Consider the following 26,995-nt stretch of genomic DNA (forward strand, 5'->3'; position numbering starts at 1 on the left):
GTACATACAACCAAGCAAAGGTTATGCCAGCTCTTCAGAGGCGGAAAAAGGCGGCGGGAGTCTGGGAGCGGGCAGGCGACCTGCCCGCCGCTGCACTTAATCAGGGCAGCGATGCACCGGAGTGGCGCATCGCTCTGGTGAGTTTTATTGCGATTTAGCCTGCGCCAGCATGGCGTGGATCAATGCCTTCAGCACGTTCTGCAACCGGGCGGCACGCGCCTGCTGCCAGGCGTAAGGCGGGGTTTCATCCATATAGTTGAGCTGCGCCAGCTCCAGCTGGACCGACTCAATCTGCTGCTGCGGCTGACCGTAGGCGCGGGTGATGTAACCGCCTTTAAAGCGCCCGTTAATCACCCAGCTGTAGTCGTTCTGCGCCGCGCACACGGCCTCCAGCGCCGCACTCATTGCAGGCGTGCAGCTTGCGCCGTCGTTGGTGCCGATGTTGATATCGGGCAGACGGCCGTCAAACAGGCGGGGAATTTCACTGGCGATAGAGTGGGCGTCAAACAGCAGCGCATAGCCATGCTGCGCTTTGAGCCGCGCCAGCTCCTGTTGAATCTGCTGATGATAGGGCTGCCAGATCTGATCGATGTAGCCCTGACGCGCCGTGTCGTCGGGTGTTTTGCCTGGCGCAAAGGTCGGTGTGCCGTTGAACAGGGTTTCCGGGAACAGGCCGGTGGTGGCGCTGGTGTAGAGCGGCTGGTTATCGGGCGGGCGATTAAGATCGACCACAAAGCGGGAGTAGCGGCCGATTAACACGCTGGCCCCGAGATCACGCACAAAATCATACAGCAGGGGAATATGCCAGTCGGTGTCGGGTAAGCCGCGCGCGGCCTCACTCAGTCCGGCTTCCACGTCGGGCGTCAGCTCGGTACCGGCGTGGGGAATGCTGACCAGCAGCGGCAGACTGCCCTGGGTAAAATGGAAAGGGTTCATTGCGGTTCTCCACGATAGATAACGGTACAGGGCAGTTCACCACCCAGCCAGTAAACCAGTTCTGCCGGACGGGCCAGCGGCCAGTGAACGAAGTTCGCCACTTTTCCCGCCTCCAGCGAGCCGTGACTGTCAGCCAGCCCCAGCGCTTTTGCCCCCCACAGCGTGACGCCCGCCAGCGCCTCTTCCGGCGTCATGCAAAACAGGGTACAGCCCATATTAAGCATCAGACGCAGCGACAGCGCAGGCGAGGTGCCGGGATTGGCATCGCTGGCCAGCGCCATCGGCACGCCATAGCGCCGGAAGAGATCCACCGGCGGACGCTGCGTCTCCCGCAGCAGATAAAATGCACCAGGCAGCAGCACCGCCACGGTGCCATGCTGTGCCATCGCTCTGGCATCCTCCTCGGTGGCATATTCAAGGTGGTCGGCAGAGAGCGCCCCATAGCGCGCCGCCAGTGCTGCGCCACCTGACGCCGAGAGCTGCTCCGCATGCAGTTTCACCGGCATGCCAAGCGCCACCGCCCGATCAAATACCCGCGCCACCTGCTGCGGTGAAAAGGCGAGATGCTCGCAGAACGCATCCACCGCATCCGCCAGTCCCAGTGCCTGCACCTGCGGCAGCAGCCGTTCGCAGATGATATCGACCCAGCCATCCGGGTCGTGCTTAAACTCCGGCGGAAAAGCATGTGCCGCCAGACAGGTGGCACGCACGTCAGCAGCTACGCTCTCTCCCAGCTGGCGAATCGCCCGCAACATCCGCAGTTCGCTCTCTTCATCCAGGCCATAGCCGGACTTGATCTCCACGGTGGTGACGCCCTCTGCCAGCAGGCGGTTAAGCCGCCAGCGAGCCGATGCCACCAGTTCCTCTTCAGTGGCGGCGCGGGTAGCGCGCACGGTTGAGAGGATGCCACCGCCCTGCGCGGCAATCTCTGCATAGCTGACGCCATTCAGGCGCTGTTCAAACTCCTGGCTGCGGTCGCCGCCAAACACCAGGTGAGTATGACAATCCACCAGCCCCGGGGTCACGATGCCGCCCGGCAGATGATGATGCTGATCGGCGACGAACGCGGGCATCTCCGCCTGCGGCCCGACCCACACCAGCCTGCCCGCCCGCACCGCCAGCGCCCCCTGCGGGATAAGATGGTACTTTCCGTCACGCATGGTGACCAGGTCAGCCCCGGTCCACACCGTCTCTACGCGCATCTCTTCTGCCATCGCTGCCTCATGCCTCCGCCGTTTACACTGTGCCTCAAAGTATGTATATGTATATACAACCACATCCGATGAGGATCAACCATGGCGACTTTTTTTGCCTCGCGTGCGCTGCTGGCGGAGGGCTGGCAGCAGCAGGTGCGTATCACGGTCAATCAGGCCGGTTTTATCGACTCCATTACTCCGGATAGCCACGCTGATCAGGCTATCCGGCTCAACGGCGAGGTGATCCCGGCAATCGCCAACCTGCACTCGCACGCCTTCCAGCGTGCCATGGCGGGTCTGGCTGAAGTGGCGGGCGATCCTCAGGACAGTTTCTGGACGTGGCGGGATCTGATGTACCGCATGGTGCAGCGCCTGACGCCGCAACAGGTGGGCGATATTGCCGCCCTGCTCTACATCGAGATGCTGAAAGGCGGCTACACCCAGGTGGCAGAGTTTCACTACCTGCACCACGACACACAGGGTGCGCCCTACAGTGATGATGCGATGCTGCAACAGCTGATTGAAGCGGCGGAGATCGCCGGTATCGGCCAGACGCTGCTGCCGGTGCTCTACACCTACAGCGGCTTCGGCAGCCAGCCAGCGTCGGCGGGTCAGAAGCGTTTTATCCAGCAGACTGACCGCTATCTGCAACAGCAGGCGCGGCTTGATGCGTGGCAGCAGCAAAGGCCACTGCTGAACCGTGGCCTCTGTTTCCATTCACTGCGGGCGGTGAGTGAAAGCCAGATGCAGGACGTGCTGGCGGCCAGTGATCTGACACTGCCGGTACATATCCATGTGGCTGAACAGCAGAAAGAGGTGAATGACTCGCTGGCGTGGAGCGGCGAGCGTCCGGTGGCCTGGCTGCTGAACCGCTTTGAGGTGGATGCGCGCTGGTGCCTGATCCACGCCACCCATCTGGATGAGAGTGAGCTGGCGCGTCTCGCCCGCAGCGGCGCAGTGGCGGGTCTCTGCCCGACCACCGAAGCCAACCTCGGTGACGGCATCTTTCCGGCAGTGGAGTACATCGCGCAGGGCGGACGCTGGGGCATCGGCTCTGACAGTCACGTCTCGCTGAGCGCCCAGGAGGAGCTGCGCTGGCTGGAGTATGCTCAGCGACTGCGCGACCAGCGTCGCAACCGGATTACCCTGCCCGGCCAGCCGTCGGTAGGCGATCTGCTGTGGCAACAGGCAGCTGCGGGCGGTGCGCAGGCGTGTGGCATTCAGCAGGGCACGCTGGCGGTGGGACAACGTGCCGACTGGCTGGTGCTGCGGGATGAGGCGTGGCTCGGCAGCGTCGGGTCGCACGCCGTCCTCAACCGCTGGCTCTTTGCCGGGCAGCGCGATCAGATTCGGGACGTTTATGTGGCGGGTAAAGCCGTGGTTGAAGATGGGGTGCATCCGCACCAGACGGCGTGTGCCGCCCGCTTTGCTCAGGCGATGGAGGCGCTGCGATGATCGCCCGGTTCACGTACGCGGAGCTGGCGGTCAGCCGCTGGCGCAACGGCGGCGGCGAAACCCGCGAAATCATCAGTTTTCCGCCCGGCGCGGAGCGCTTCGGCTGGCGCGCCAGCATTGCGACGCTGGCGCAGGATGGTCCCTTCTCAGCCTTTCCTGACATTGATCGGGTGATTACCCTGCTGCATGGCGATCCGGTGTTGCTGACCGCGCCGGGCGTGCAACACTTACTGACGCCTCAGCAGCCCTGGGCGTTTGCCGGCGAACTCGCCTTAACGGCAAAGCTGCAGGGCAGCGTCAGCGAAGATTTTAATATTATGACGCGGCGCGGGGAATGGCAGGCAGCGGTGGAGGTGGTGACCACGCCGGTCAGCACTCTGCATGGCGTCGCCTGGGTGCTGGCTGGCGCCTGGCAGACGGCTGCCGGGGAACGGCTGACTGCGCAGCAGGGCGCGTGGTGGGTCGATGAAGAAACAGCATTCAGCCCGTGCGATACCGATGCCCGGCTGCTGTTTACCCGTCTTAACCGTGTCCCCTGAAGCGGCCCAGTAGTTTGTAACGTGAGCCGGGATAGAGCAGCCGCGCATAGGTCACGATTTTAGTGTCGCTCCAGGTCTGACGGCGAATCAGCAGGCAGGGTTCGTGCTCATCCACCGACAGATGTTTACGCTGACGCGCATCGGGCAACACCGCTTCAACAATGTGCTCGCCCGCCGTCAGCGGCGCGACGCGCATCAGATAGGTGTAAGGCGTCATCTGCTGATAATCCTGCGTCAGGTAATCGGGTGCGACCAGCGGATTGACCAGACGGTCCTCCAGCTGCACCGGCAGCTCATTTTCGTAATGCACAATCAGCGAATGATAAAGCGTCTGCCCAGTAGTCAGTCCCAGCACCGCCGCCTGCTCAGGATCGGCTTTGTCCTGGCCGAAGGCGAGAATTTTGCAGCTGTGCTGATGGCCGCGCTGAGCGATCTCATCGGCGATGTTATGCACCTCCAGCATGGCGGTGTAGCCTTTCATCTCCGCCACGAAGGTTCCGACGCCCTGCATCCGCACCAGAAAGCCTTCGCTGGTGAGTTCACGCAGCGCCCGGTTAATGGTCATGCGGCTGACGCCCAGTTCATTCACCAGTTCACTTTCTGATGGCACACGCTGATTCGCTTTCCACAACCCTTCACGGATCTGGCTGACGATGGCCTGCTTCACCCGCTGATAAATCGGGGCAGGCTCATCGCTCATTGCCGCCGCCAGTTGTGCCAGTGCCGTATGCTCAACCATTTGCTGTTCCTTATGCTGAAAGTCCCCTAAGTTTACTGTCTCACCGTGTGAATGTATATACATCCAGTACGCTGCGCGGTGCCCCAATGGTGCAGTCTGCGCATCCTGATGGTGCAGCCTCTGAGTAGCGCTAAATAGTCAACCCGCAGCGGACGGGCAATCGATTTTTGTGATCGGCCTGGCACGGCACTTGCTTGCTCCCTTTGATTGTATAGACAAGCATAGACAAGAATTAACGCTTATGTTTCACTCGTATTATTCCGCTGGATCAGGGCAAGGAGAGCAGTTTAGCCACACCAGCACACTTGTATAGACAGGAGTAAACTATGTCAGGTTCGTTTCAGGTTTTGCGCCTGGTGCCAGGCGAGGTGGACCTCGCCACATTACGCGCTATCTATCAGGGCAACGTCACGCTGACGCTTGATGAGCCCGCGCGTCAGGCAATTGCGGCGGCGCAGCAGACCGTGGATGCGATTGTCGCCTCTGGCAACGTGGTGTATGGCATTAATACCGGCTTTGGCAAGCTGGCGCAGACGCAAATCCCGGCCAGCCGGCTGGCGGATCTGCAGCGTAATCTGGTGCTGTCACACAGCGTCGGGCTGGGCGATCTGCTGCCCGACAATGTTACCCGCCTGGTGGTCGCCACCAAAATCATCAGCCTGGCACGCGGTCACTCTGGCGTGCGAATCGAACTGGTTGAGGCGCTGCTGGCGCTGTTCAATGCGGGTGTCATGCCCTGCATCCCGGAAAAAGGCTCGGTCGGTGCCTCCGGCGATCTGGCGCCGCTGGCGCACATGTCCCTGATGCTGCTGGGCGAAGGTCAGGTCCGGCTCAGGGATGAGTTGATCCCGGCCACCGAAGGCCTGGCAAGCGTGGGTCTGTCGCCATTTGTACTCGGCCCGAAAGAGGGACTGGCGCTGCTTAACGGCACCCAGGTCTCAACTGCACTGGCGCTGCGCGGCCTGTTTGAGGGTGAAAACCTGTTTGCCGCCGGTCTGATGGCCGGTGCGCTGTCGCTGGAGGCGATTAAAGGCTCACTGAAACCGTTCGACGCCCGTATCCATCATGCGCGCGGCCAGCATGGTCAGATTGCCGTCGCCGCTGCCGTCAGCACCCTGATTGAGGGCAGTGAAATAGTGCTGTCGCATACGCATTGCGGCCGCGTTCAGGATCCCTACTCCATCCGCTGCGTGCCACAGGTGATGGGTGCCTGCCTGGACAACTTCAGCCACGCGGCGCGGATTCTGGAAATCGAAGCGAACGCGGCTTCTGACAACCCGCTGGTGTTCAGTGACAGCGGCGATGTGATCTCCGGCGGCAACTTCCACGCCGAGCCGGTGGCTTTTGCTGCGGACATCCTGGCGCTGGCGATTGCCGAAGTCGGGGCCATCTCCGAGCGGCGGCTGGCGCTGCTGCTGGACAGCGGCTTGTCGGGCCTGCCGCCCTTCCTGGTGCGCGACGGCGGCGTGAACTCCGGCTTTATGATCGCTCAGGTGACCGCCGCCGCGCTGGCCTCTGAGAACAAATCGCTGGCCCATCCGGGCAGCGTCGACAGCCTGCCGACCTCCGCTAATCAGGAAGATCACGTCTCGATGGCAACCTACGCCGCCCGCCGTCTCGGCAGCATGTGCTTTAACAGCGCCGCGGTAGTCGGCATTGAGGCGATGGCCGCCGCACAGGGCATTGAATTCAACCGGCCGCTGAAAAGCTCTGCGCTGATTGAGCAGGCCATCGACACCATTCGCGAGCAGGTCGCCTTCCTTGAGGAGGATCGCCTGCTGGCTCCCGATATCGAGGCAATGCGTCAGTGGGCAAGTCGCACTGACTGGCCTCAGGCATTGACCGCGCTGCTGCCGAGCATGCGCCCAACTTCTTGAATTAAGGAATCTTTCATGAGCGAAACTCTTTCTCAGGCTGTGGCACGTGAAATTCGCGCGCCTCACGGTACCACGCTGCACTGCGCCAACTGGCTGATTGAAGCCGCTTACCGCATGATTCAGAACAACCTCGATCCCGATGTTGCCGAGCGGCCGGAAGATCTGGTGGTTTACGGCGGCATCGGTAAGGCGGCGCGTAACTGGGAGTGCTTCGAGCAGATCCTGCGTTCGCTGCGGGCACTGCAGCCGGATGAAACCCTGCTGATCCAGAGCGGCAAGCCGGTCGGCATTTTCCGCACCCACGCGGATGCACCCCGCGTGCTGCTGGCGAACTCCAATCTGGTGCCGCACTGGGCGACCTGGGATCACTTCCATGAGCTGGATAAAGCGGGCCTGATGATGTACGGCCAGATGACCGCCGGTTCCTGGATCTATATCGGCGCGCAGGGCATCGTGCAGGGCACCTACGAAACCTTCGTGGAAGCGGGACGTCAGCACTACAACAACGACCTCAGCGGACGCTGGATCCTCACCGCCGGGCTGGGCGGCATGGGCGGCGCGCAACCGCTGGCGGGCGTTCTGGCCGGGGCCTGTGTGCTGGCGATTGAGTGTCAGGAGTCGCGCATCGATTTCCGCCTGCGCACCCGCTATGTAGATTACAAAGCCACCACGCTGGATGAAGCGCTGGCGTTAATCAGCGAAGCGACCGCGGCGAAAAAAGCGATTTCGGTCGGGCTGCTGGGCAATGCCGCCGAGATCCTGCCGGAGCTGGTGAAACGCGCCCGGGCGGGCGGGCCAAAACCGGATATCGTGACCGATCAGACCTCGGCACACGATCCAATTAATGGCTATCTGCCGGCTGGCTGGGATCTGGCGCGCTGGCAGCAGGAACGCGTCTCACAGCCGAAGGCAGTGGAGAAAGCGGCGCGTGCCTCAATGGCGGTCCACGTGCAGGCAATGCTCGACTTCTGTCATATGGGCATCCCGACCGTGGACTACGGCAACAATATCCGTCAGGTAGCGCTGGATGAGGGTGTCAGCAACGCCTTCGACTTCCCTGGCTTTGTACCGGCCTACATCCGTCCGCTGTTCTGCGAAGGAAAAGGCCCGTTCCGCTGGGTGGCGCTGTCCGGCGATCCGGAAGATATCTACAAGACCGACGCGAAACTCAAAGAACTGTTCCCGCACCACAAAACGCTGCATCGCTGGCTGGATATGGCGCAGGAGCGCATCGCCTTCCAGGGATTGCCAGCACGTATCTGCTGGCTGGGACTGGGCGAACGGCATCTTGCCGGTCTGGCGTTCAATGAAATGGTCCGCAACGGCGAGCTGAAAGCGCCGGTGGTGATTGGCCGCGACCATCTCGACTGCGGCTCGGTTGCCTCACCTAACCGTGAAACCGAAGCGATGAAGGATGGCTCGGATGCAATCTCAGACTGGCCGCTGCTCAACGCGCTGCTGAATACCGCAGGCGGTGCGACCTGGGTCAGTCTGCATCACGGCGGCGGTGTTGGCATGGGCTTCTCGCAGCACGCCGGTATGGTGATTGTCTGTGATGGCAGCAAAGAGGCGGATGCGCGTCTGGGTCGGGTGTTGTGGAATGATCCGGCCACCGGCGTGATGCGTCATGCCGACGCGGGTTATGAGCTGGCACAAAGTTGCGCGGCAGAGCACGATCTGAACCTGCCGATGCAGAAGTAATACGCTGAACGGGGCGGGCAGCGACTTGCCCCGTTTTCTTCGCGTTTTTCCATTCTTAAGCCCTGCCCGGACATCACTTCCTTATTACTTATTCCATTTTGATTTAGCCTATAGCCAGATTTCGTCCTGCCGGCGATAGACGCAGCGCCACCCGACCTCTAAAGTGAAATCTTCTCATTCTGTATGGAGCGCGACTCTGCATGACCCTTTCCCCTGCCCTGCTTGAAGATGCCCTGCGCTGGCGCCGTGAGTTTCATCGCCACCCCGAATTAGGTTACCAGGAACAGCAAACCAGCCAGTTTATCGCTGATGAGTTAGAGCGGGCGGGATTGCAGGTGTTTCGTGGTCTGGCGGGCACCGGCGTGATCGGCACGCTGGAAAACGGTCCCGGCCCGGTTATCGGGCTGCGTGCGGACATGGATGCGCTGCCGATTACGGAAAAAGGCGACACTGAATGGCGCTCCGTCACTCCCGGCGTGATGCACGCCTGCGGGCACGACGGTCACAGCGCCATTCTGCTGGCCGCCGCCCGACAGCTGGCCGCCACACGCCAGTTCAGCGGCACGGTACATTTCATTTTTCAGCCTGCCGAAGAGAACCTGGGCGGTGCGCGCAAAATGGTGGAAGAGGGACTGTTCCAGCGCTTCCCGATGGATGCGATCTATGCGATGCACAACTGGCCGGGACTGCCGCTGGGGTCACTGGCGGTTAACCCTGGCGCCATGATGGCGTCGCTGGATTCGTTTGAGATTACCCTGCACGGCAAAAGCTGCCACGCGGCGATGCCGGAAAGCGGTGCCGATCCAATGGTGGTGGCGGCCGAGCTGATTCTGGCGCTGCAGACGATTCCGTCACGTCGGCTCTCGCCGCTCGCCTCGGCGGTGGTTAGCGTGACGCAGATCCACGGTGGCGAAGCGATCAACGTGATCCCGGAACAGATTGTGCTGCGCGGCACGGTGCGTTGCCTGCAGACCAGCGTGCGCGAAAAAGTACGCGGACTGATTGATGAGTTTGTCGCTACCCTGCCACGTCCGTTTGGCGTCAGCGGTGAGATTGAGTGGTTACCGGGCTATCCGGTGACCGCCAACCATGCGGCCCCGGCTGAGCAGGTGCGCGAGGTGGCGCTGGCGACGCTGGGGGCCGAACAGGTTCAGTGGCAGGTCAATCCGTCAATGGCGTCTGAAGATTTTGCCTGCATGATGGAGGCCTGTCCGGGTGCTTACTTCTGGCTGGGCGCGGATGGCGACACGCCTTCCGCCCCGCTGCACAACGCCCGCTATGACTTCAACGACGCGCTGCTGCCAATTGGCATTACTTTCTGGCAGAACCTGGTTGAACAGGCGCTGCCAGCAGCCTGAGTCAGTAACCGGCGGCGAGGATCTGCTGCTCTGCCGCCGCCAGCGAGTCGCACTGGCCGCTGGCGCGCAGGCAGCAGGCGAGCTGCAGTCGCAGTGATGCGGGCACCGGCCGCTGCTGATTCAGCACCTGCTCAATCCAGCGCGCGGTTACCTCTGCCGTCTTATCGGCCGGCAGTTCAACGGCCACTTCGGGCTGACGCTCAACCCACACTTCCGCTTCTGCGCCTGCGCCCTGAATCATGCTGATCGCCGGGCAGCGCTGTGGATTGGCATAGACTTCCCCTTCGGTGCCATTGAGCAGTATCGCAGGCGCATCGATGTCACTGAAGAATTTCGCCACACGCGGCACATACTCCGGATGCGACACGCTCGACAGACGCAGCGCCGCACGTTCGGCAAACGGGGTCGCCAGTTTTGCCAGCGTATGCGCGCTGTTACGCACGCCCATTCGCCAGCGCAGCGACAGCTGTTTCGCCATTGGCGGGCAGAGATGATCGATGGTGATAAAGGCGAGTTCGCCCTGATCGAGTTTTGCCTGCGCCGCCTCTGCGGTGGTGACGGGGGTAATACCTAGCGCGGCAAACACCGCTTCACTGGTGATGCGCGTCGCGTCGTCGCTGACGCCATGCACCAGCACCGGGAAGCCGAGTTTCACCAGCAGCAGCGCCAGCAACGGCGTGAGATTGCCCTGCCGACGCGCACCGTTGTAGCTGGGGATCACAATCGGCATCGGGCGGTTTTCCGGCGCCTGCAGTTGCATCATCTGCGCCTGCATCGCCTGATAAAAGCCGCGCATTTCCGCTTCGCCTTCGCCTTTAATACGCAGCGCAATCAGAATGCCGCCCAGCTCCAGGTCCGGCACCTCGCCCGCCAGCATCGCGCCATAGAGCGCCACGGCAGTATCAAAGTCGATATCGCGGGCATGATTTTTACCGCGACCAATCTCTTTAATGATTTTATTCAGTTCCATCACTCGCTTCCGGTTAAGTGCGCGGCTCAGCGCCGCGTGGGACGTCGTTTACGCACCGTATTTTTTGGCACCACGGTGGCCGGTATCGCTGCCGGCTCTGGCGTTTCCGGCTGCTCAATCGGGAAGATCGGCAGCGCCGCTAACAGCCGGCTGCCGTAAGATTTGCTCAGCAGACGGCGGTCGTAAATGACGATTTCGCCATAACATTGATGGCTGCGAATCAGGCGTCCGACCTGTTGAATCAGGGTAAAAGAGGCGCTGGGTAAGCTCTGCACCTCAAACGGATAGCGTTTAAGGCTTTTCAGCCACTCGCCTTCGGTCAAAATTACCGGACTGTCTACCGGGGGAAAAGCGATTTTATGGATATGCACCTGACTCAGCAGATCGCCTTTGAGATCCAGCCCTTCGGCAAACGACTGCAGGCCAATCAGGATGCTGGTTTCCCCTTTGGCGACGCGCTGACGATGCAGATCGACCAGGCGGCTGCGCGGCTGATCGCCCTGAACCAGCATTGAGAGGCGCAGGTCGGGCAGACAGGCGACAAACTGCTGCATCGCCCGGTTGCTGGCAAACAGCACCAGCACGCCTTTGTGCTTTTTCTCCGCCATCTGCTGCCGGAAGAAACCGGCCATCTCCGCGATATGCTCCGCTTCGTGCGTCATCAGCGGCTCATAGCGCATCTGCGGGATCACCAGCTTGCCCTGCTCCACGTGGTTAAACGGGGAGTCCAGCGCCACAAAGCGGTCGCCCGCCTTCTCGCTGAGTCCCGACATCTCCTGCAGGCGGTTGAAACTGTTAAGCGATCGCAGCGTGGCGGAGGTCACAACCACGTGCGGAATTTTACGCCACAGCATCTTCTCCAGCTGGTCGCTGACGCGGATACCGGCGCAGTGAAATAGCAGGTGCGCCTGACCTTCGCGCAGCTCGCGGGTGATCCACTTCGACACCGGCGCGCCAGAGGCTTTTTCCATCGCCGCCAGCCGCCACAGTTTGCTGACCGATTCAAACCAGCCAAACTGGCGATTGAGCTGCAGCAGATTGCGATGCAGTCGCACCACATCCACCTTGCCGGTCTGCTCGCTCAGCGCATTAATCAAACCTTCACTCAGGCCGCGCAGCGCATCGCTGAGCTTAAAGAGCCGGGCGCAGAGATCCAGCAACTCCTGGGGCAACGCCCCCAGCACAAAGCGGAATTCGCCCGGCTGGTTATGCGGTGGCAGCAGCGGATTCAGCGCCTGAGCGGTAATCGTCAGCAGTTCGCGCAGCTCATCGCAGTGCGCTTTCAGCCGCTCCGGGTTAGCCAGCGGCGGCGGCGATTTTGGCCGCATCTGCGTCATGATGCTCTCCACCAGCTTGATAAAGAGGTCGAGCTGCAGGCTGCTCCAGCCCGGCGTGATGTCGGCGCTCATCTCCAGCGCATCGCGGGCCACTTCCGGCAAGTGATGCCCTTCATCCAGCACCAGCATCAGGTTTTTTGCCGGTGGCAGCACCGACTCATTCTCCATTGCGGCCATGACCAGCGCATGGTTCGCCACCACTACATCCACCTGCTCGATTTCGCGCCGCGCCACAAAGAACGGGCATTCACGATACCAGCGACAGTGTGCGCCAAGGCAGCTCGCTTTGTCGGTGGAGAGCCGCTGCCACAGGCTGTCGCTGACGTTCTCGTCGCTGTGATCGCGCAGGCCGTCCCACTGATAGCGATCCAGCGATTTCTGCAACCGGCCGCACTGCGTCTGCTCCTCTTTAGTGCTGCTGACGGCGTCATCGTCCAGATAAAGCAGCAGATCGCCCTGCTCATCGTCATCAGCCGCCATCGCCGCCAGATTACGCGGACAGACATAGCGCCCGCGACCAAAGGCGGCGGTAAAGGTGAGATCGGGAATGATTTTTTTCAGCAGCGGCAGATCTTTGGTGAAGATTTGATCCTGCAGCGCCACGTTGGCGGTGCTGATCACCAGCCGCTTCTCCTGGGCGCGGCTGGCCGCGATGCCCGGGATCAGATAAGAGAGGGTTTTGCCCACGCCGGTTGGCGCTTCAACCGCCAGATGGCGCGAATCGTCGCCCGCCAGGCATTTCGCCACTTCGGCGATCATCTGGCGCTGCGGCGCACGTGGGATGAAGTCAGGCACCTGCTCCTGAAGCGCTTTATACCACTGCGCTATCTGGCTTTTTACTGCGGCTGTCAGGGCCATGATTTGCGTTACCACACCGAAAATATGGCCTGTATTTTTACACAGTATCCTGTTGGCGTCAGCTTTCGCGCCGAATTTTTCGTGCGACGTCGTAAATTTCAGCAGTTGCCCGGTTCAGGGTCGTGCAGGCAGCCCGTCAACCCGGGCCGGCACGAAGAAAGGCCAGCCGCATGAGCTAGCGGCTGGCTACGCCAGCACTTTGTACATATAGGTGGTGGCATCCAGCACGCCGGCGGTGGATTCGGCATAAAACGGGATCGACCCCGCTACCTGCCAGCCCATCGAGCGATAGAGATCGCTGGCGACATCGCCGCTGCGCGTATCCAGCACCAGCAGCGTTTTGCCCTGCGCGCGGGCCTGCTGCTCAGCGCGCTGCATCAGCTCACGCGCGATGCCCTGACGGCGCGCCTGCGGATGCACCAGCAGTTTGCTGATCTCCGCCCGGTGTCGGCCATTAGGCATGGCGCTGCCACTGAGCATGACCGTGCCCACGATGCGACCGTGCTGCCGCGCAACGAATAATTCGCTGTCGCCGTCTGCCAGACCGGCAATCCGCTGCTGCCAGAATCGCGTCATCACCTCTTCGTCTGCGGCATCAATAAAGCCGACGCTGGCGCCGTCTGCCACACAGGCCTGCAGCACCGCTGTAAGTTCACCCAGTTGCTGTTGCGCTTCGTCGGCGCGAAGTATTGCGTAATCGATCATGGTTTCGCCACCACCAGTAAATAGCGCGCACCGTCAGTCAGGTGCGCCTCAAAAGCCGATTTCCCGACCAGATGAAAACGTAAGCAATCACCGGGCTTCAGCGCCCACTGCTGCGCCCCCATCGTAACGATGAGACCGCCCTCGCGTAGCCAGATATGCTGCTCCAGACCCTGAATGGGTGGCGCATCGTAATCTATACGTGCACCAGGCCGTAATCTGCCCTCAACCAGTTCGCATCGGAAGTGAAGCGCAGGAGGTGAAACATTCCGGCGAATAAATCCGCTGGATTCATCCTGCCACACGGGCTGCTGGTCATCTCTGATCAGCAGACTGGACTCAACCTCCACTTCACTGAGCAGGCGCGACATCGTTAATCCGTAGGCAACACACAGACGGTTAAGCAGCGCAGCAGTAGGGCTGGTCTCGCTTCGCTCAATGCGCGATAATGACGCACGACTGATGCCCGTTGCGACAGCAAGTTCATCCAGCGACCAGCCGCGTTGCAGGCGTAATTCTGCCAGCCTCACCGCCAGTCGTTGCTCCGTATTCAGCTCTGACATGGTGATTTCTCATATTTGGGAATAATTCTCTTATATGAGATATAACGGAGAAACGGCGTATCAGTCAAGTTGTACATCGAGAAATGTATTGTACAACTTAGTCGGCTTCGTTATGGTAATTGCACTCAGACCAATCGAAAGAGGAATTTATGACCTTATACAGTATCGGTGACGTCGCCGAGCGCTGTGGCATAAACCCAGTCACCCTGCGCGCCTGGCAGCGTCGTTATGGCTTACTGAAGCCGCAACGTACCGAAGGCGGACATCGTCAGTTTGACGAAGAAGATGTTCATCGCATCGAAGAGATCATGCGCTGGATTGAAAGCGGCGTGCCGGTCGGTAAAGTTAAGGCACTGCTGGAAGGTGGCGATGTAGATGCCCATGATGGATGGACCACACTCCAGGATGAGCTGATCAGCGTCCTGCGTCACGTCAGACCCGCTAAACTTCGTAATAAAATTGCCGCGATTGGTCGCGAACATCCGATTGATGCGCTGATCGACCATGTTTTTATGCCGGTGCGCCAGAAGCTGAGTCTGGACCAGAACACCGCCCGCACCATGTGCAGTCTGCTGGATGGTTTGCTGATCGATTATGTCGCGTTCTGCCTGACCGGCAGCCGCAAAAAATCGGGTAAAGATGCGCTGATTATTGGCTGGGGTATCGACGATCGTACCCGCATCTGGCTGGAAGGCTGGCGTCTGTCGCAGCATGGCTGGCGGATTGATGTGCTGGCAGAACCGCTGGATTTACCGCGTCCTGAACTCTTTCCCGGCATGAATATGTTTGTCTTTACCGGTAAAAAACTGACCCGCCGCCAGCAGGAACAGCTGTCACACTGGCAGGAACAGGGCTATGCCGTGCGGTTGCACGACCCCGCCTGATAACAAAAACGCACGCCGGGCACTTTGCCTGCTGCCTTGCGCGCGCTATTATCCCCGCCTCACTGTTAACGAGCTCAGGTTTTACCCATGAACTGTAAAAAAGCTTTCTTCGCCACGCTGTTTTTTATTATGGCGGCAGGTGGCACCGGCGGTCTGATGCTGGTGGGATACTCTCTCATCGTTCACTCACGCTAAGCCAGCGCTGCAGGCGTTCAAACAGGCGATCGCTGACTATCGCCAGCAGCGCCACCAGTAATGCCCCCTGAATCACATAGGCTGTATTAAAGCCGCTTAAGCCGATAATCACCGGCGATCCCAGACTTTTCGCGCCGACCGTCGAGGCGATGGCAGCGGTGCCGATGTTGATGATCACCGAGGTGCGTATCCCGGCGATGATGACCGGCGCAGCCAGCGCCAGCTCAATCTGCCACAGCCGTTGCCAGCTACTCATGCCGACCCCGATGGCGATCTCCCGACTGCTGGCCGGTACGCTATCAATACCCGCCAGCGTCCCCTGTAAAATCGGCAGCAATCCGTAGAGCAGCAGCGCCACAACTGCGGGCCAGGCCCCAAACCCCATTACCGGCACCGCAATCGCAAGCACCGCCACCGGCGGAATCGTCTGCCCTGCCGCCACAATGGTTTCCATCAGCGGCCGGAAGGCCCGCCCCGCCCGCCGCGTCACCAGCACACCACTGCCGATGCCAATCACAATCGCCAGCAGGCTGGCGGTGATCACCAGAAACAGATGCGCCAGCGTCAGCTGCCAGAAACTCTCCTGCTGATAGAGTGGCCGCGCCAGTTCGGGAAACCAGCGGTGAAACAGCGGCCCGCTGTAAGGCATCAGGGTCAGCAGCGCGCCGTAGAACAGCACCAGCCACAGCAGCGGATCCCTTAGCCTGCGCATGTTAAATCCTCGCGCAGTTGCAGCAGATCGCCAAAGTGGAGCACGCCCAGTGGCCGCTGCTGATCGTCGATGACCGGCAGTTTATCGGTACGCCGGGCGATAAACTGCGACAGGGCATCGCGCAGCGTCAGTGCCGCAGCGATCGGTTCGCCCGGCAGCCACTCGCCGCGCCGCACGGCATTACCGACCTGCTCCAGCGACAGCAGCCGTACTCCCATTTCGCTGCGGCCAAAGAAGTCGCGCACAAAATCATTTTTCGGCTGGGTCAGCAGCTCGACTGGCCTGCCCTGCTGAACAATCTCGCCGTTATCCATCAGCACAATACGGTCTGCCAGCGTCAGCGCTTCGTCGATGTCATGCGTCACCAGCACGATGGTGCGGCCCGACAGTTGATGAATGCGCAACATCTCCTGTTGCAGCACCCCACGCGTCACCGGATCGAGTGCACCAAACGGCTCATCCATCAGTAACACTTCCGGATCCGCCGCCAGCGCCCGCGCCACGCCGATGCGCTGCTGCTGCCCACCCGAGAGCTGATGCGGATAGCGGTCCAGCAGCTGCGCATCGAGATTCAGCAGCGCCAGCAGCGCCGTGATACGTTCATTGACCTGTGCCCGGGGCCAGCCCAGTAGCACTGGCACCGTGGCGATATTCTTCCGCACCGTCCAGTGCGGAAACAGACCAATCGACTGGATGGCGTAACCCATGCGCCGCCGCAGCGTGCGGGCATCGAGCTGGCGAATCGACTCTCCGGCAAAGCGGATTTCACCACTGTCAAACTCCACCAGCCGGTTGATCATCTTCAGGGTGGTCGATTTGCCCGAACCGGAGGTGCCAAGCAGCACGCAAAATTCCCCTTTAGCCACCTGTAACGACAGATCTTTCACCGCCGCTTTACCGTTAAACGCGCGGGAAACGCCGTCAAACTCAATCATCTTTTCTCTCCAGCAGTGAGATCAGCAGGCGGAACAGCGCATCGATGACCACCGCCAGCGCAATCACCGGGATCACACCCAGCAACACCAAATCAAGCGCACTGCTTAGCAGTCCCTGGAAAATAATCGCGCCAAAGCCGCCCGCGCCAATCAGCGCCGCAACCACCGCCATGCCCAGCGTCTGCACCACCACTACCCGCAGGCCCGCCAGCCAGACCGGCAGCGCCAGCGGCACATCCACCGCAATAAACTGCTGCCAGCTACCCATGCCGACGCCACGTGCACTCTCACGCACCTCGTGCGGCACCTGTTGCAGCCCCACCACCACGCTGCGCACCAGCGGCAGCAGGGCGTAAAGCACCAGCGCGATCAGCGCCGGAGCCATCCCAATGCCGCTGATGCCCCAGTCGCCGAGCCACGGAAACTGCTGAGCCAGTCCGGCCAGCGGCGCAATCAGCAGACCAAACAGCGCCACCGAGGGCACAGTCTGAATCACATTCAGCACACCGAACACCCCGCCCTGCCAGCCAGGCCGCCGGAACAGCGTGACGCCCAGCGGCAGCGCAATCATCAGCGCAGGCACCACCGTGCCCGCCAGCAGGGTGAGATGACGGCTCAGCGCGGCATCAAACACCGCGTGGCGGTTGGCATACTCTTTCAGCAGGGAGAGATCGCTGAGCTGGCCACTGAACAGCAGCAGCAGCGGCAACAGCCAGACCTGCAGATTGAGCAGCAGCTGTGCCAGCCGATGACGGGTCAGTTGCCGCACCTGATCGGTGATCAGCAGCAGGATCAGCGCGCCGCTGCACCACAGTCCGCTGGCAAAGCTGGTGCGCGCCAGACGGCTGCCCTGCTGGCTGAGTAAAGTGGCCTGATGACCGCTGAGCCAGATGATCGACGCCAGCATCAGTTCTGCCGCCAGCAGCGCCAGCATCAGCATGATGCGGGTCGGATGCCGCCACAGCAGCAGCCACAGCGTCACCAGCGGCAGCAGCAACAGCCCGAAGCGGCTAATCTGCCAGCCCATCAGCGGTTCACCCGCCACCAGACGGTTCGGGGCGAAGTTCAGAAACGGCAATGCCACCAGCGCCAGACTCAGCAGCGTCAGCAGCAGCAGTGCCACCGGCTGGTCAACCGGACGGCGTATCGCTTCCCGCGATATCTGCATCGGTTACAGCAGCTTTTTCTGCTGCAGCCATTCGGTCGCTACGCTACTGGCATCCTGACCGTCGACCGCGATTCTGGCGTTGAGCTGTTGCAGCGTCTTCTCATCAAGCGCGCTGAACACCGGCTTCAGCCACTCTGCAATCTGTGGATAGGCTTTGAGTACCGATTCACGGATCACCGGCGTCGGCGCATAAATCGGCTGAACCCCTTTAGGATCGCTGAGCGTCTGCAGACCTAATGCCGCCACCGGACCGTCGGTGCCGTACGCCATCGCCGCGTTTACGCCGGAAGTCTGCTGTGCCGCTGCGCTGATGGTGACAGCGGTATCGCCGCCAGCCAGCGACAGCAGCTGGTCCTGCTTGAGATCAAAGCCATAGGCTTTTTCAAAGGCGGGTAAGGCATCGCTGCGTTCAATAAATTCTGCTGAGGCCGCCAGTTTGAAAGTGCCGCCTTTTTTCAGCCAGGCGCTGAGATCCGCCAGAGAGTTGAGCTGATTTTTTTCAGCCAGATCTTTTCGCACAGCGATAGTCCAGGTGTTATTGGCCGGAGCGGGCGTCAGCCAGACCAGATGGTTTTTCTCCGCATCAAGCTTCTTAACCTTTTCGTAGCCTTCAGCGGCATTTTTCCAGGCGCTGTCTTTCTCATCATTGAAGAAAAATGCACCATTGCCGGTATATTCCGGATAGATATCAAGTTCGCCCGCCGTGATAGCACCGCGCACCACCTGCGTGGTGCCGAGCTGAATTTTATTGACGGTTTTTACCCCGTGCTTTTCCAGCACCTGAAGGATCACATTGCCCAGCAGCGATCCTTCGGTATCAATTTTTGAGCCGACCCGCACCGGGTCCGCCGCCTGTGCTATCCCCATGCTGAGCAGCAAAGCGCTGACGCCCATCCAACCCCGAATTCTGACCATGGCTTTTTCCTTATCGCAGTGTGTTGTTTTTACGTTTTGTTCGTGCGTGATGATTCACAAGGCGTTGTGCGCCTGCGCGTTCAGGCTGCCCTCCTGCCGCTCTGCGGGAGGCTGGCAAGGCGTGCAGCGGAAATTATCTGCCTTAAAAGCGTAGCCTGGCGCAGCGGCGATGTAGCTGACTTTATCGCAAATTGATAACGATTTGAGATTATAAATTCATCTCATATAACCGAAATGAATTTACGTCTGGGCGTCTAAACGGCTATCCTCGAAAATCTGTTTTTATAATAAAAGACGCACAACATCATGTCCGACCTGACCTCTTCCGCCCACGTGGCAACAGCAGGGAGTTCGCCCGGTGGCGAAACACAGTGGATCCGCAGCGCAGCTGACGTCTCCCGATTAGTGAACAGTGGCGACAGCGCCCGTAATAATGCCCGCATTGTGGTGGCGATTGCGCTGGGGGGCGTCTTCCTTGACGCCTACGACCTGGGTGCGCTGGCCTTTGGCATCAAAGACATCACGCGCGAATTTAATCTCACCCCGACCGGCACCGGCATGGTTGCCTCGGCAATCACCTTCGGGGCCATTATCGGCGCACTGATCGGCGGCTATCTCACGGATAAAATTGGCCGTTATCGGGTGTTTATGGCCGATATGTTCTTTTTCGTGGTGGCGGCTATCGCCTGTGCGTTTGCCCCCAATGAGTATGTGCTGGCCGGCGCGCGTTTTGTGATGGGCCTGGGGGTCGGAATCGATCTGCCGGTGGCGATGGCGTTTCTGGCGGAGTTTTCCCGGCTGCGTGGCAAGGGGAATAAAGCGGCCAGCGTGGCGATGTGGTGCCCAACCTGGTATGCGGCGATCAGCATCTCTTATCTGCTGGTGCTCTTGCTCTATGCCGTGTTACCCGAAAGCCACACCGACTGGCTCTGGCGGCTGATCCTTGGTTTTGGTGCCGTTCCGGCGATTATCATCATCGCCATCCGTAGTCGTTACATGAGCGAATCCCCGGTTTGGGCGGCGAATCAGGGCGACCTGAAAGGTGCCGCGGCGATTTTACGCAGTGCGTGGAATATTAATGCCCAGGTGGCACCCGACGCCGCGCTGACGCCTGCCATGCCGGTGCGCAAGGCGAGCTGGCGTAACTATGGCGCGCTGTTACAGGGTGTTTATCGCCGCCGTACATTGCTGGCGACCATCACTTCCATTGCCTCATCTTTTGCTTATAACGCGGTGGCGTTTGGCTTGCCGGTGATCATCTCCAGCTTCTTTGCCCAGTCAATGCTTACCACCATTCTGGTGTCGCTGGCGCTGAATCTGCTGTTCGCCTTTGTCGGCGGGATACTGGCGGTGCGGCTGGTGCCGCGCCTCGGGGCGTGGAAGATGTCGGTGGCGGGATATGCCTGTCAGTGCGTGGCGCTGCTCGGGCTGGCGCTGATTGGTCGTCCGGAAGGCGGCCAGGAAGCCGCGCTGGCGATCGGCATGCTGGCGCTGTTTCTCTTTGGACAGGGATTCGGGCCGGGTTCGCATACCATGACTTTTGCGTCGCTGAGCTACCCGACGTCGCTGCGTGGCGTGGGTGTCGGCTTTAACCAGACGCTGATGCGCGGCAGCTCTACCGTTTCGCTGTTTCTGTTTCCGGTGCTGGTCGCGGCGCTGGGCACCGGCGTGTTCTGGGTGATCTTCCTGGCACCACTGGCGGGCCTGCTGGCGCTGCTGGCGATCCGCTGGGAACCGTCGGGTTATGATGTGGATGCGGAAGATTTCGAGCTGCAGCGATAATCAATGGTCAGGGCGTGGATAGCGCGCAGGCTCAGGGAGCGGTGTAAGGTGCCTTTTTAACCTGATTGCAAAGCATCTGAATCACAAATCAGATAGCTAATGATTTATAACAAAGGCACTCGGGATGATTTATAAGAGGATGAAAAACATCGGTTAAAGGCGTTGAACGAGGGCTGATAATGGACAAAAAACTGTTTGAGCGTTTGAAAGAAAGCATGACTCAGATGAATGAAATTGCAGAAGGCTCCCGCGAGTCATCCCGTGAGAATACGGTCACTGCGGTTAAAGTCAAAGCGAAGCAGAAAAGCTTAGAGAAGATGAATCAACCGCAGGACCCGTAATAAGACCAAATTCTGGCATCGCTGATAACCCGTTGATTCATTTAGTCCGGACTTCTCCCACCCACAACTAAACCGCACCTTAGTGCGGTTTTTTTATGCGGTAACTGCCGGGAAAGGAAACTGCTCAAGATAGTCCGGGATGCGCGGGAAGGTATGCAAAAACCACGGTGTGAACTGCTGTGGCTGCTGCTGCATCTGCTGCTCAATCAGCGCCATCGGGCGATAATCCCAGGCATCCGCTTCCTGCGGATTCAGCTGCGGCAGGCTGTCGCAGACGGCAAAGAAGACGTGACCATACTCATGTTCAGTCAGGCCATTGCTCAGTTTCAGGTTGTAGCTCAGCTCAAACACCGGCGTCAGCGTCACCACCATCCCCATCTCTTCACGCAGGCGGCGCTCGGCGGCGTCGCGGGTTGATTCATGGGGATAAGGATGACCACAGCAGGTATTACTCCACAAGCCACCACAATGATATTTATCGCTGGCACGCCGTTGTAGCAACAGCTCCTGCCGGGAATTGAAGACGTAGACCGTCACCGCGCGGTGCAGTAATCCTTTTTCATGCACTTCCAGCTTTTCCATCTTGCCGGTGGGACGATCGAGGTGGTCAACGAGGATAACTTCAATAGCAGACATGGCGTTTCCTTGAGATTATTCCCAACTATTCTGGCACAGAATTATCGGTTTGGGCGGATCATCGAGGATTTTTTACCCGGGTCAGGCGGAGATAAGCGGATGAAGCAGAGAGAAAATCAGGCCAGCAAGGCTGGCCTGGAGAGGGATTACAGTCGGAAGCTCTGAACCACCCGCTCAAGCTGGGTGCTCTGCGATTCCATCGCCTGCGCGGCAGCAGAAACCTGCTCCACCAGCACGGCGTTCTGCTGTGTGGTGCCATCCAGTTGGGTAATCGCAACGTTAACCTGTTCGATGCCCAGGCTCTGTTCGCGGCTGGCTGACATGATTTCGCTCATCAGCGTTGTCACACTGCTCACGCCCTTCATCAGCTCATCCATGGTCTGACCCGCCTGCTCGACCAGCGCGCTGCCGGTATCGATGTTCGCCACCGACTCTTCGATTAACTTTTTAATCTCACGCGCCGAGTTGGCTGAACGCTGTGCCAGGTTACGCACTTCCGATGCCACCACCGCAAAACCGCGACCCTGTTCACCGGCGCGTGCAGCTTCTACCGCGGCGTTCAGCGCCAGGATATTGGTCTGGAATGCGATGCTGTCGATCACGCTGATGATATCGACCACTTTACGGGATGAGTGATGAATCTCGCCCATGGTGGTCACCACCTGACGGACCACTTCGGTGCCACGTGCGGCCACCTGCGAGGCATCACCCGCCAGCTGGTTAGCGTGGGTGGCGTTGTCAGCGTTCTGACGCACGGTGCCGGTCAGCTGCTCCATCGACGCGGCCGTTTCTACAATCGAGCTGGCCTGATCTTCGGTACGGGAAGAGAGATTAGCGTTGCCGCTGGCAATTTCCCGCGACGCGGCAGTGATCGCCAGCGCGCTGTCGCCCACCTGCTGGAGCAGTCCCTGCAGATAGCTGATGAACTGGTTAAAGCTCTGCGCGACGGCGTTGAACTCCGGGCTGTTGCTGGCTGGCAGACGCTGAGTCAGATCCGCACCACCGGTCGACAGCGCTTCGATGTTGCTGTTCAGCACGTTAAGACGTTTCATCATGGCGCGGACAAAGCCCAGCGACACCAGCAGCAGGATCACCGCCAGAGGGATCTGCACCAGACCCAGGCGGGTCAGCATGTTGTGCGACTGCGCTTTCAGCAGGCTGGTTGGCAGGCTGCTGGCGAGATACCACGGGCTGCCTGGAATGGCCTGCACGAACAGCGTCTGCTCGCCTTCACTGCTGTCATAGGTGGTTTCCAGCGGCTGATTGCCAACACCGTTAAGCAGCGTTTTCAGCGGTGCTGCCATCGGCATCTGCACGTCAGCCAGGTTCTCCAGCTTCGGTGCGGCATTCACCAGTGCGCCATTGCCCACGACTTTACCGTCGGCTTCGACGATCAGGACGTTGCCCTGAATGGTTTCACCCATCTGCTTCGCCAGCTGGTTAAAGAACCCCAGCGTCACGTCGATGGTGGCGACACCCCAGGCCGTGCCGTTTTTGTAGATGGCCATAGCACAGTTGGTACGCGGCTGCGGGCTGGCGGCATCCTGATAGGCTTTTGCCCAGGCACACTGGCCTTTCGGAGCGGCCATGCCATCTTTGTACCAGGGTTGCTCCCAGTATTTGTCAGCCGCGTCGGAGTTCCAGTAGGTGTTCACCTGCAGTTCATTGCTGGCATTACGGGCAAAGAAGCTGCTGTCCTTCTCTTTGGCCGGGTCACGACGATTTGGCAGTGGCCAGATCCCGCCACCAAACACATTGCTGTCCTGATACTGGTTAACCAGCGTCGGTAACAGGGTGTCGATGGTGGCGCTGTCCATGACAGATGCGGCTTCGGTAATGGCGCGCTGCTGGGCCTGAACGCGGTTCATCTGTTCAACGATACCGGAAGCCAGCGAATCCACCTGATAGCGAACCAGACGGCTTTCGCTATCGACCAGCTGTGGCGCGACAAACTGATTAATAACCCAGACTGTAACGAGTAAAAGCGCAACAAAGAACGCGATCATTGTTGCGGTGAAGCGGGATTGTGTTGTTTTAAACATCTTCGTTCCCCTGAACCTGGTGCGGCGCGATTGCCTGATCGGGTTTAACGGCGCGGCAAGCGGGAACTTGAGATGAGCAGGATCACACATTTGAGAAATGTTTGATTTATGTAAAAATTTAATTTCAGTGAGAAACTATCACATCCCCGGCGGGCGCCGGGGAATGGGCGAACAGGCGCATTATTGCTGGCCTACTCTTCTGAACTGACGACCTGCTGGCGCGGGCGGAAGATGTGATTATTGCCATCCGCCGTTAACAATTCCCGTAACTTCTGACCGCCATGTTCATCCGCCTGCGCGAACTGCCGTTCCGCTTCAGTAATCGGCGTGGTCCAGAGCAGAGTCGGGCGATCGCCGTCGCGTTTTGGCAGCGAGAACTGCGCCTGATCGGTTGCCAGCTCATTGGCGAGCAGGAAGCTTTCAAAGCCGACGGGTGCCACTTCCGACGCCAGCGTATGGCCCTCGCCCAGCCAGGTCAGCCGCGCCCAAGGCAGATGCACGAACTCCGCCAGCGCGCTGGCCATCTGCACCGCGTTGCCTTCGGTCATGACTTCACCGTCAACCGCCATGCCGAGTTCAATGCGGCGATACTGCGGCGCCAGCTCATCAAACAGATAATCGACCTGCGGCATCGGCCGAATGCTCATGCCGATGGTCAGGAAATACCAGACGCCCTGATGCCAGTGCTGGGAGATTGCCATCGGCGGCCAGCTGCCCTGATCGATAGCGTAATACTTCACTGACTCGCCAAAGCGCGCCTGATAGCAGGCCATCAGATCGTTCTGCACCTTATCCCACTCGCTGCCGTCGTGCCATTCGCGCCAGAACTGACGCTGATGCTCCGCACGGGCGTAGTAGTCATTGGTTGATGCCGACCCCAGCGGTGCCGTCAGCCGGTTCTTTTTGATGCAGCCTGCAGAGAAGCTCACCTGCTTCTCCTGATAGAGACTCCAGCCGGGGATCACCGCCAGCAGCTGGCCGTAATACCACAGCGCCGCGCCATCATCGCTCGGCTCCCAGAGCACCTGCAGACCGGCTGGATCCAGCGAGGGTTCCGCTTCCAGATTACGGCAATACTCGGCGCTGAGCAGCGGCGCTATGCCCTGCTCCATCGCCTCGCGATCTTCCTGCGCCGGTGCCGGCAGCAGGTTTCGTAGCCAGCAGCCGCGTACCGCATACTGGCTGCGGAACAGGTCGGTTGGCCAGATGTAAAAATAGGCAGTGCGCTCATCCTGTTCGACAATGGCGGTCAGGGTGCGCTGCTGATTGTGGACTTCAGCAATCAGGGATTTGTACGTCATAGTGCCTCGACAAAGCCTGGAGGAATCCATTTTCCCCGAGAATAGAGCAGGATCCTGGCTGCGGCTATCTGAGACAAGGGTAATAGTCTCAAAGTGTGGGAGTTGGAGGGTGGTGAGGGTTTTTGGTGAAGTGCTGCGCTTTGGAAGAGTGGCCGTTGTTAGTATCAGAGACCACTATGAGCGAGGAGCGTAAGTTCGGAATAAATACTCATATTGAGGACACTCAGGAGAAGTGGGCAAGCCATTCCAGAATCGTATGTTTAATTCAGCATAACGGTGTTTATTAAATATCCTTTTTACCTTAACCGTTAATTACATTTCTGGCCGACTGTATAAATCTTTAACCCATTTATAGTCATTTGCTGCAGACGCAATTGATCAGCTTATCCTGGCGATCGCTTGAGTAGTCGCCTGCTGCTTATTATTATGGCATCGCTGATTACCAATGGAGCGGCCTTTAGTTGTTTACAGCTGATAATCAGAGAGTATTATCGATGATGTAATGTATAGGGAGATAAAAAATGGACGCAGCATTGCTTGAAATAATGCGCTCAGGCGGGAGGAATAAAGCCTGGGCTGAAACAATGGTCAACCTTGAAGCCAGGAAACTTATCGATACAGCTAACAGGTTGTCAGCTTTCTATCTCAGGGATGGGCTAACCCGGATGCAGTTTGTCCAGGAAATAAAATCGGTTATTGACCGGCAGTTCGCCGCCGCCCGGCAGGCAAAATCTGATGAAGAATGCATGAAGTGCGTTAAGCACCTTAGGTCAGAGACAGAAAATCTTGAAGAGCAAGGACAATTGCTGCGTTCAAAGACAGCAGAACTCTACGCCAAAGTGGAGTTTGTGCGTGAAAACAACAAAATTGTGGGTTACATGATTTCCGCTGTTCATGTTGTAATTTCAGGTTTTGCTGTTGTCGGCGGTGCTTTGATGATATCGACAATGACGCCACTCGGCGCACTGGCCGGTGCCGTTCTCGTTATGGACGGGCTTAATGGGCTGTCTAAAGAACTCATTCCGCGCCTCTCTGGCGAGAACACAGAAGGCATGTTTGCCGATGGTGCAATGCAAGCTGCTGAATTTATGGGTTTTAAGCCAGAGTCAGGACTGGCTTTTTATAATACGGTAACGCTTACTGCCGATATTTACAGCATTAGGGGGCTGGCGAGAAAGCCTGGCGCATGGCGGCTGTTCAGATGGATGCCCCGTGATTACTTCCGTAAAGTTGACACTATGAGCCGTCCGAAGCTGACCATGAAAATCGTTGGCTGGGGTGTTAAAGCTAAAGTGATATTTGATTTACTCAGCCTAAACGAGCAATCACGCTAACTCTTTATTCAACCGGCAGTAACGCCATGACTTCCAGGCCAGCATTGGCGGTTGAATAAACGTCACTATGACTACCCCGATTAGCAGAGACAGGCCTCCGCCTAAAATATATGTTTTAGTGGAGAAACACAGAAGAAATATAAAGACTAACGTGCAGCCAGAAATAATCCATAACAGCACCCTGAATCTGTTTTTTAAATCCGCTACGGCTTCCCCCAGAGTACCGCCATAGCTTTCAAGGTTATTTTTAATTTTTTTCAAATCAGCATCAGTAAAACCCGACTTTAGCAAATCTGCCTCACTAACTTTCATGGTGCTTCACCTTTCATCCATAAAATGTGCATTCATTCTACCGCAATTATATACGCGTATGTCTCTCATGCGGCAACTTCCGTCGCTGGCACAAAACGGATGTTAGTATCTGCCCCAATCAGCCTGTTGTAACTAACCCCCAATAAGTTAACGTCTGCACAAAAGCACCTGCCCAGGCCCCGATATCTAACACTGCGGTTGAGTAAT

Annotated in this window: 24 protein-coding genes and 1 pseudogene; 10 read left to right on the forward strand and 15 right to left on the reverse strand. The window is 59.0% G+C overall.

All coding sequences use genetic code 11. From position 1 onward, the window contains the following. Window positions 1–23: 23 nt before the first annotated feature. Window positions 24–158 carry a hypothetical protein gene (locus tag HFD87_RS23040; protein ID WP_256378153.1) on the forward strand — a complete coding sequence of 45 codons (135 nt, stop codon included), beginning with the start codon at window positions 24–26 and terminating at the stop codon, window positions 156–158. Here the strand turns inward: HFD87_RS23040 and hutG are convergent. Further along, on the reverse strand, window positions 145–936 hold the full coding sequence (hutG, locus tag HFD87_RS01790; RefSeq protein ID WP_167422866.1) for an N-formylglutamate deformylase: 792 nt from the start codon (window positions 934–936) through the stop codon (window positions 145–147). The genes HFD87_RS23040 and hutG overlap by 14 nt on opposite strands. Beyond that, on the reverse strand, window positions 933–2,150 hold the full coding sequence (gene hutI / locus HFD87_RS01795; RefSeq protein ID WP_167422867.1) for an imidazolonepropionase: 1,218 nt from the start codon (window positions 2,148–2,150) through the stop codon (window positions 933–935). The genes hutG and hutI overlap by 4 nt, the downstream gene beginning before the upstream one ends. An 81-nt stretch (window positions 2,151–2,231) precedes the next feature. Here hutI and HFD87_RS01800 point away from each other — a divergent pair, with 81 nt between their 5' ends. Beyond that, window positions 2,232–3,587, forward strand: a complete 1,356-nt coding sequence (locus HFD87_RS01800) for a formimidoylglutamate deiminase (RefSeq protein ID WP_132498860.1) — start codon at window positions 2,232–2,234, stop codon at window positions 3,585–3,587. Beyond that, window positions 3,584–4,126 carry a HutD family protein gene (locus HFD87_RS01805; protein ID WP_132498862.1) on the forward strand — a complete coding sequence of 181 codons (543 nt, stop codon included), beginning with the start codon at window positions 3,584–3,586 and terminating at the stop codon, window positions 4,124–4,126. Before HFD87_RS01800 ends, HFD87_RS01805 begins: the two co-directional genes overlap by 4 nt. On the opposite strand, the gene hutC is transcribed toward HFD87_RS01805, so the two are convergent. Continuing rightward, entirely contained in the window at window positions 4,110–4,865 is a 756-nt protein-coding gene (gene hutC / locus HFD87_RS01810) for a histidine utilization repressor (RefSeq protein WP_167422868.1), read from the reverse strand. The genes HFD87_RS01805 and hutC overlap by 17 nt on opposite strands. 326 nt (window positions 4,866–5,191) lie before the next feature. On the opposite strand from hutC, the gene hutH reads away from it, so the two are divergent. From hutH to HFD87_RS01825, 3 genes are all read left to right on the forward strand, one after another. Continuing rightward, window positions 5,192–6,742, forward strand: coding sequence for a histidine ammonia-lyase (hutH, locus tag HFD87_RS01815; RefSeq protein WP_167422869.1), 1,551 nt, complete (start codon window positions 5,192–5,194; stop codon window positions 6,740–6,742). A gap of 15 nt (window positions 6,743–6,757) precedes the next feature. Continuing rightward, window positions 6,758–8,443, forward strand: coding sequence for a urocanate hydratase (gene hutU, locus HFD87_RS01820; RefSeq protein WP_010254290.1), 1,686 nt, complete (start codon window positions 6,758–6,760; stop codon window positions 8,441–8,443). Window positions 8,444–8,643: 200 nt separating this feature from the next. Continuing rightward, window positions 8,644–9,801, forward strand: coding sequence for a M20 aminoacylase family protein (locus tag HFD87_RS01825; protein WP_167422870.1), 1,158 nt, complete (start codon window positions 8,644–8,646; stop codon window positions 9,799–9,801). Window position 9,802: 1 nt separating this feature from the next. Here HFD87_RS01825 and ybiB read toward each other — a convergent pair whose 3' ends face one another. From ybiB to HFD87_RS01845, 4 genes are all read right to left on the reverse strand, one after another. After that, entirely contained in the window at window positions 9,803–10,771 is a 969-nt protein-coding gene (ybiB, locus tag HFD87_RS01830) for a DNA-binding protein YbiB (RefSeq protein ID WP_122458992.1), read from the reverse strand. A gap of 26 nt (window positions 10,772–10,797) precedes the next feature. After that, entirely contained in the window at window positions 10,798–12,966 is a 2,169-nt protein-coding gene (gene dinG / locus HFD87_RS01835) for an ATP-dependent DNA helicase DinG (protein ID WP_033767358.1), read from the reverse strand. 186 nt (window positions 12,967–13,152) lie between these two features. Then, complete coding sequence (locus HFD87_RS01840) at window positions 13,153–13,671, reverse strand: GNAT family N-acetyltransferase (RefSeq protein WP_167422871.1); 519 nt, start codon at window positions 13,669–13,671, stop codon at window positions 13,153–13,155. Beyond that, entirely contained in the window at window positions 13,668–14,231 is a 564-nt protein-coding gene (locus HFD87_RS01845; protein WP_167422872.1) for a helix-turn-helix domain-containing protein, read from the reverse strand. Before HFD87_RS01845 ends, HFD87_RS01840 begins: the two co-directional genes overlap by 4 nt. Before the next feature lie 149 nt (window positions 14,232–14,380). On the opposite strand from HFD87_RS01845, the gene HFD87_RS01850 reads away from it, so the two are divergent. After that, window positions 14,381–15,115: a MerR family transcriptional regulator gene (locus HFD87_RS01850; RefSeq protein WP_010254274.1), complete on the forward strand. Its 735-nt coding sequence runs from the start codon at window positions 14,381–14,383 to the stop codon at window positions 15,113–15,115. Window positions 15,116–15,290: 175 nt separating this feature from the next. Here HFD87_RS01850 and HFD87_RS01855 read toward each other — a convergent pair whose 3' ends face one another. From HFD87_RS01855 to HFD87_RS01870, 4 genes are read right to left on the reverse strand one after another with little or no spacing between them, the layout of a single operon-like run. Further along, window positions 15,291–16,022, reverse strand: coding sequence for an ABC transporter permease (locus HFD87_RS01855; protein ID WP_010669716.1), 732 nt, complete (start codon window positions 16,020–16,022; stop codon window positions 15,291–15,293). Continuing rightward, window positions 16,010–16,957, reverse strand: a complete 948-nt coding sequence (locus tag HFD87_RS01860; RefSeq protein ID WP_010254263.1) for an ABC transporter ATP-binding protein — start codon at window positions 16,955–16,957, stop codon at window positions 16,010–16,012. The genes HFD87_RS01855 and HFD87_RS01860 overlap by 13 nt, the downstream gene beginning before the upstream one ends. After that, entirely contained in the window at window positions 16,950–18,125 is a 1,176-nt protein-coding gene (locus HFD87_RS01865; RefSeq protein ID WP_167422873.1) for an ABC transporter permease, read from the reverse strand. Before HFD87_RS01865 ends, HFD87_RS01860 begins: the two co-directional genes overlap by 8 nt. Before the next feature lie 3 nt (window positions 18,126–18,128). Then, entirely contained in the window at window positions 18,129–19,040 is a 912-nt protein-coding gene (locus HFD87_RS01870; protein WP_033766761.1) for an ABC transporter substrate-binding protein, read from the reverse strand. Between the two features lie 306 nt (window positions 19,041–19,346). Between HFD87_RS01870 and HFD87_RS01875 the strand changes: the two genes are divergently transcribed. Together HFD87_RS01875 and HFD87_RS01880 are read left to right on the forward strand one after the other, a co-directional pair. Next, window positions 19,347–20,822 carry an MFS transporter gene (locus HFD87_RS01875; RefSeq protein ID WP_033757067.1) on the forward strand — a complete coding sequence of 492 codons (1,476 nt, stop codon included), beginning with the start codon at window positions 19,347–19,349 and terminating at the stop codon, window positions 20,820–20,822. A gap of 179 nt (window positions 20,823–21,001) precedes the next feature. Then, window positions 21,002–21,115 (forward strand): annotated as a pseudogene (locus HFD87_RS01880) (transcriptional regulator); the annotation flags it as partial. Between the two features lie 141 nt (window positions 21,116–21,256). Here HFD87_RS01880 and idi read toward each other — a convergent pair. The 3 genes from idi to HFD87_RS01895 all read right to left on the reverse strand — a co-directional run bounded on the left by idi (window position 21,257) and on the right by HFD87_RS01895 (window position 25,142). Further along, window positions 21,257–21,799, reverse strand: coding sequence for an isopentenyl-diphosphate Delta-isomerase (idi, locus tag HFD87_RS01885; protein ID WP_010669710.1), 543 nt, complete (start codon window positions 21,797–21,799; stop codon window positions 21,257–21,259). Between the two features lie 146 nt (window positions 21,800–21,945). Beyond that, window positions 21,946–23,841, reverse strand: coding sequence for a methyl-accepting chemotaxis protein (locus tag HFD87_RS01890; RefSeq protein ID WP_022625996.1), 1,896 nt, complete (start codon window positions 23,839–23,841; stop codon window positions 21,946–21,948). Between the two features lie 191 nt (window positions 23,842–24,032). Then, window positions 24,033–25,142, reverse strand: coding sequence for a suppressor of fused domain protein (locus tag HFD87_RS01895; protein ID WP_167422874.1), 1,110 nt, complete (start codon window positions 25,140–25,142; stop codon window positions 24,033–24,035). Window positions 25,143–25,663: 521 nt separating this feature from the next. Between HFD87_RS01895 and HFD87_RS01900 the strand changes: the two genes are divergently transcribed. After that, entirely contained in the window at window positions 25,664–26,476 is an 813-nt protein-coding gene (locus tag HFD87_RS01900) for a DUF4225 domain-containing protein (RefSeq protein WP_062758111.1), read from the forward strand. On the opposite strand, the gene HFD87_RS01905 is transcribed toward HFD87_RS01900, so the two are convergent. Further along, window positions 26,468–26,788, reverse strand: coding sequence for a hypothetical protein (locus HFD87_RS01905; protein ID WP_031591701.1), 321 nt, complete (start codon window positions 26,786–26,788; stop codon window positions 26,468–26,470). The two genes, HFD87_RS01900 and HFD87_RS01905, sit on opposite strands and share 9 nt — an antisense overlap. Window positions 26,789–26,995: the final 207 nt, after the last annotated feature.

The sequence above is a fragment of the Pantoea sp. EKM21T genome (assembly GCF_011800405.1).
In the GTDB taxonomy this organism is placed as follows: Bacteria; Pseudomonadota; Gammaproteobacteria; order Enterobacterales; family Enterobacteriaceae; genus Pantoea; species Pantoea agglomerans.

Bases quoted from the DNA above. Each gene is read 5' to 3' on its own strand.
- HFD87_RS01870 (WP_033766761.1), bottom strand. From the start codon at position 19,040: ATGGTCAGAATTCGGGGTTGGATGGGCGTCAGCGCTTTGCTGCTCAGC.
- hutH (WP_167422869.1), top strand. From the start codon at position 5,192: ATGTCAGGTTCGTTTCAGGTTTTGCGCCTGGTGCCAGGCGAGGTGGAC.
- HFD87_RS01875 (WP_033757067.1), top strand. From the start codon at position 19,347: ATGTCCGACCTGACCTCTTCCGCCCACGTGGCAACAGCAGGGAGTTCG.
- HFD87_RS01850 (WP_010254274.1), top strand. From the start codon at position 14,381: ATGACCTTATACAGTATCGGTGACGTCGCCGAGCGCTGTGGCATAAAC.
- hutU (WP_010254290.1), top strand. From the start codon at position 6,758: ATGAGCGAAACTCTTTCTCAGGCTGTGGCACGTGAAATTCGCGCGCCT.
- HFD87_RS01895 (WP_167422874.1), bottom strand. From the start codon at position 25,142: ATGACGTACAAATCCCTGATTGCTGAAGTCCACAATCAGCAGCGCACC.
- hutC (WP_167422868.1), bottom strand. From the start codon at position 4,865: ATGGTTGAGCATACGGCACTGGCACAACTGGCGGCGGCAATGAGCGAT.
- HFD87_RS01805 (WP_132498862.1), top strand. From the start codon at position 3,584: ATGATCGCCCGGTTCACGTACGCGGAGCTGGCGGTCAGCCGCTGGCGC.
- HFD87_RS01860 (WP_010254263.1), bottom strand. From the start codon at position 16,957: ATGATTGAGTTTGACGGCGTTTCCCGCGCGTTTAACGGTAAAGCGGCG.
- dinG (WP_033767358.1), bottom strand. From the start codon at position 12,966: ATGGCCCTGACAGCCGCAGTAAAAAGCCAGATAGCGCAGTGGTATAAA.
- HFD87_RS01865 (WP_167422873.1), bottom strand. From the start codon at position 18,125: ATGCAGATATCGCGGGAAGCGATACGCCGTCCGGTTGACCAGCCGGTG.
- HFD87_RS01845 (WP_167422872.1), bottom strand. From the start codon at position 14,231: ATGTCAGAGCTGAATACGGAGCAACGACTGGCGGTGAGGCTGGCAGAA.
- HFD87_RS01855 (WP_010669716.1), bottom strand. From the start codon at position 16,022: ATGCGCAGGCTAAGGGATCCGCTGCTGTGGCTGGTGCTGTTCTACGGC.
- HFD87_RS01905 (WP_031591701.1), bottom strand. From the start codon at position 26,788: ATGAAAGTTAGTGAGGCAGATTTGCTAAAGTCGGGTTTTACTGATGCT.
- HFD87_RS23040 (WP_256378153.1), top strand. From the start codon at position 24: ATGCCAGCTCTTCAGAGGCGGAAAAAGGCGGCGGGAGTCTGGGAGCGG.
- HFD87_RS01800 (WP_132498860.1), top strand. From the start codon at position 2,232: ATGGCGACTTTTTTTGCCTCGCGTGCGCTGCTGGCGGAGGGCTGGCAG.
- HFD87_RS01890 (WP_022625996.1), bottom strand. From the start codon at position 23,841: ATGTTTAAAACAACACAATCCCGCTTCACCGCAACAATGATCGCGTTC.
- hutG (WP_167422866.1), bottom strand. From the start codon at position 936: ATGAACCCTTTCCATTTTACCCAGGGCAGTCTGCCGCTGCTGGTCAGC.
- HFD87_RS01900 (WP_062758111.1), top strand. From the start codon at position 25,664: ATGGACGCAGCATTGCTTGAAATAATGCGCTCAGGCGGGAGGAATAAA.
- hutI (WP_167422867.1), bottom strand. From the start codon at position 2,150: ATGGCAGAAGAGATGCGCGTAGAGACGGTGTGGACCGGGGCTGACCTG.
- HFD87_RS01840 (WP_167422871.1), bottom strand. From the start codon at position 13,671: ATGATCGATTACGCAATACTTCGCGCCGACGAAGCGCAACAGCAACTG.
- HFD87_RS01825 (WP_167422870.1), top strand. From the start codon at position 8,644: ATGACCCTTTCCCCTGCCCTGCTTGAAGATGCCCTGCGCTGGCGCCGT.
- ybiB (WP_122458992.1), bottom strand. From the start codon at position 10,771: ATGGAACTGAATAAAATCATTAAAGAGATTGGTCGCGGTAAAAATCAT.
- idi (WP_010669710.1), bottom strand. From the start codon at position 21,799: ATGTCTGCTATTGAAGTTATCCTCGTTGACCACCTCGATCGTCCCACC.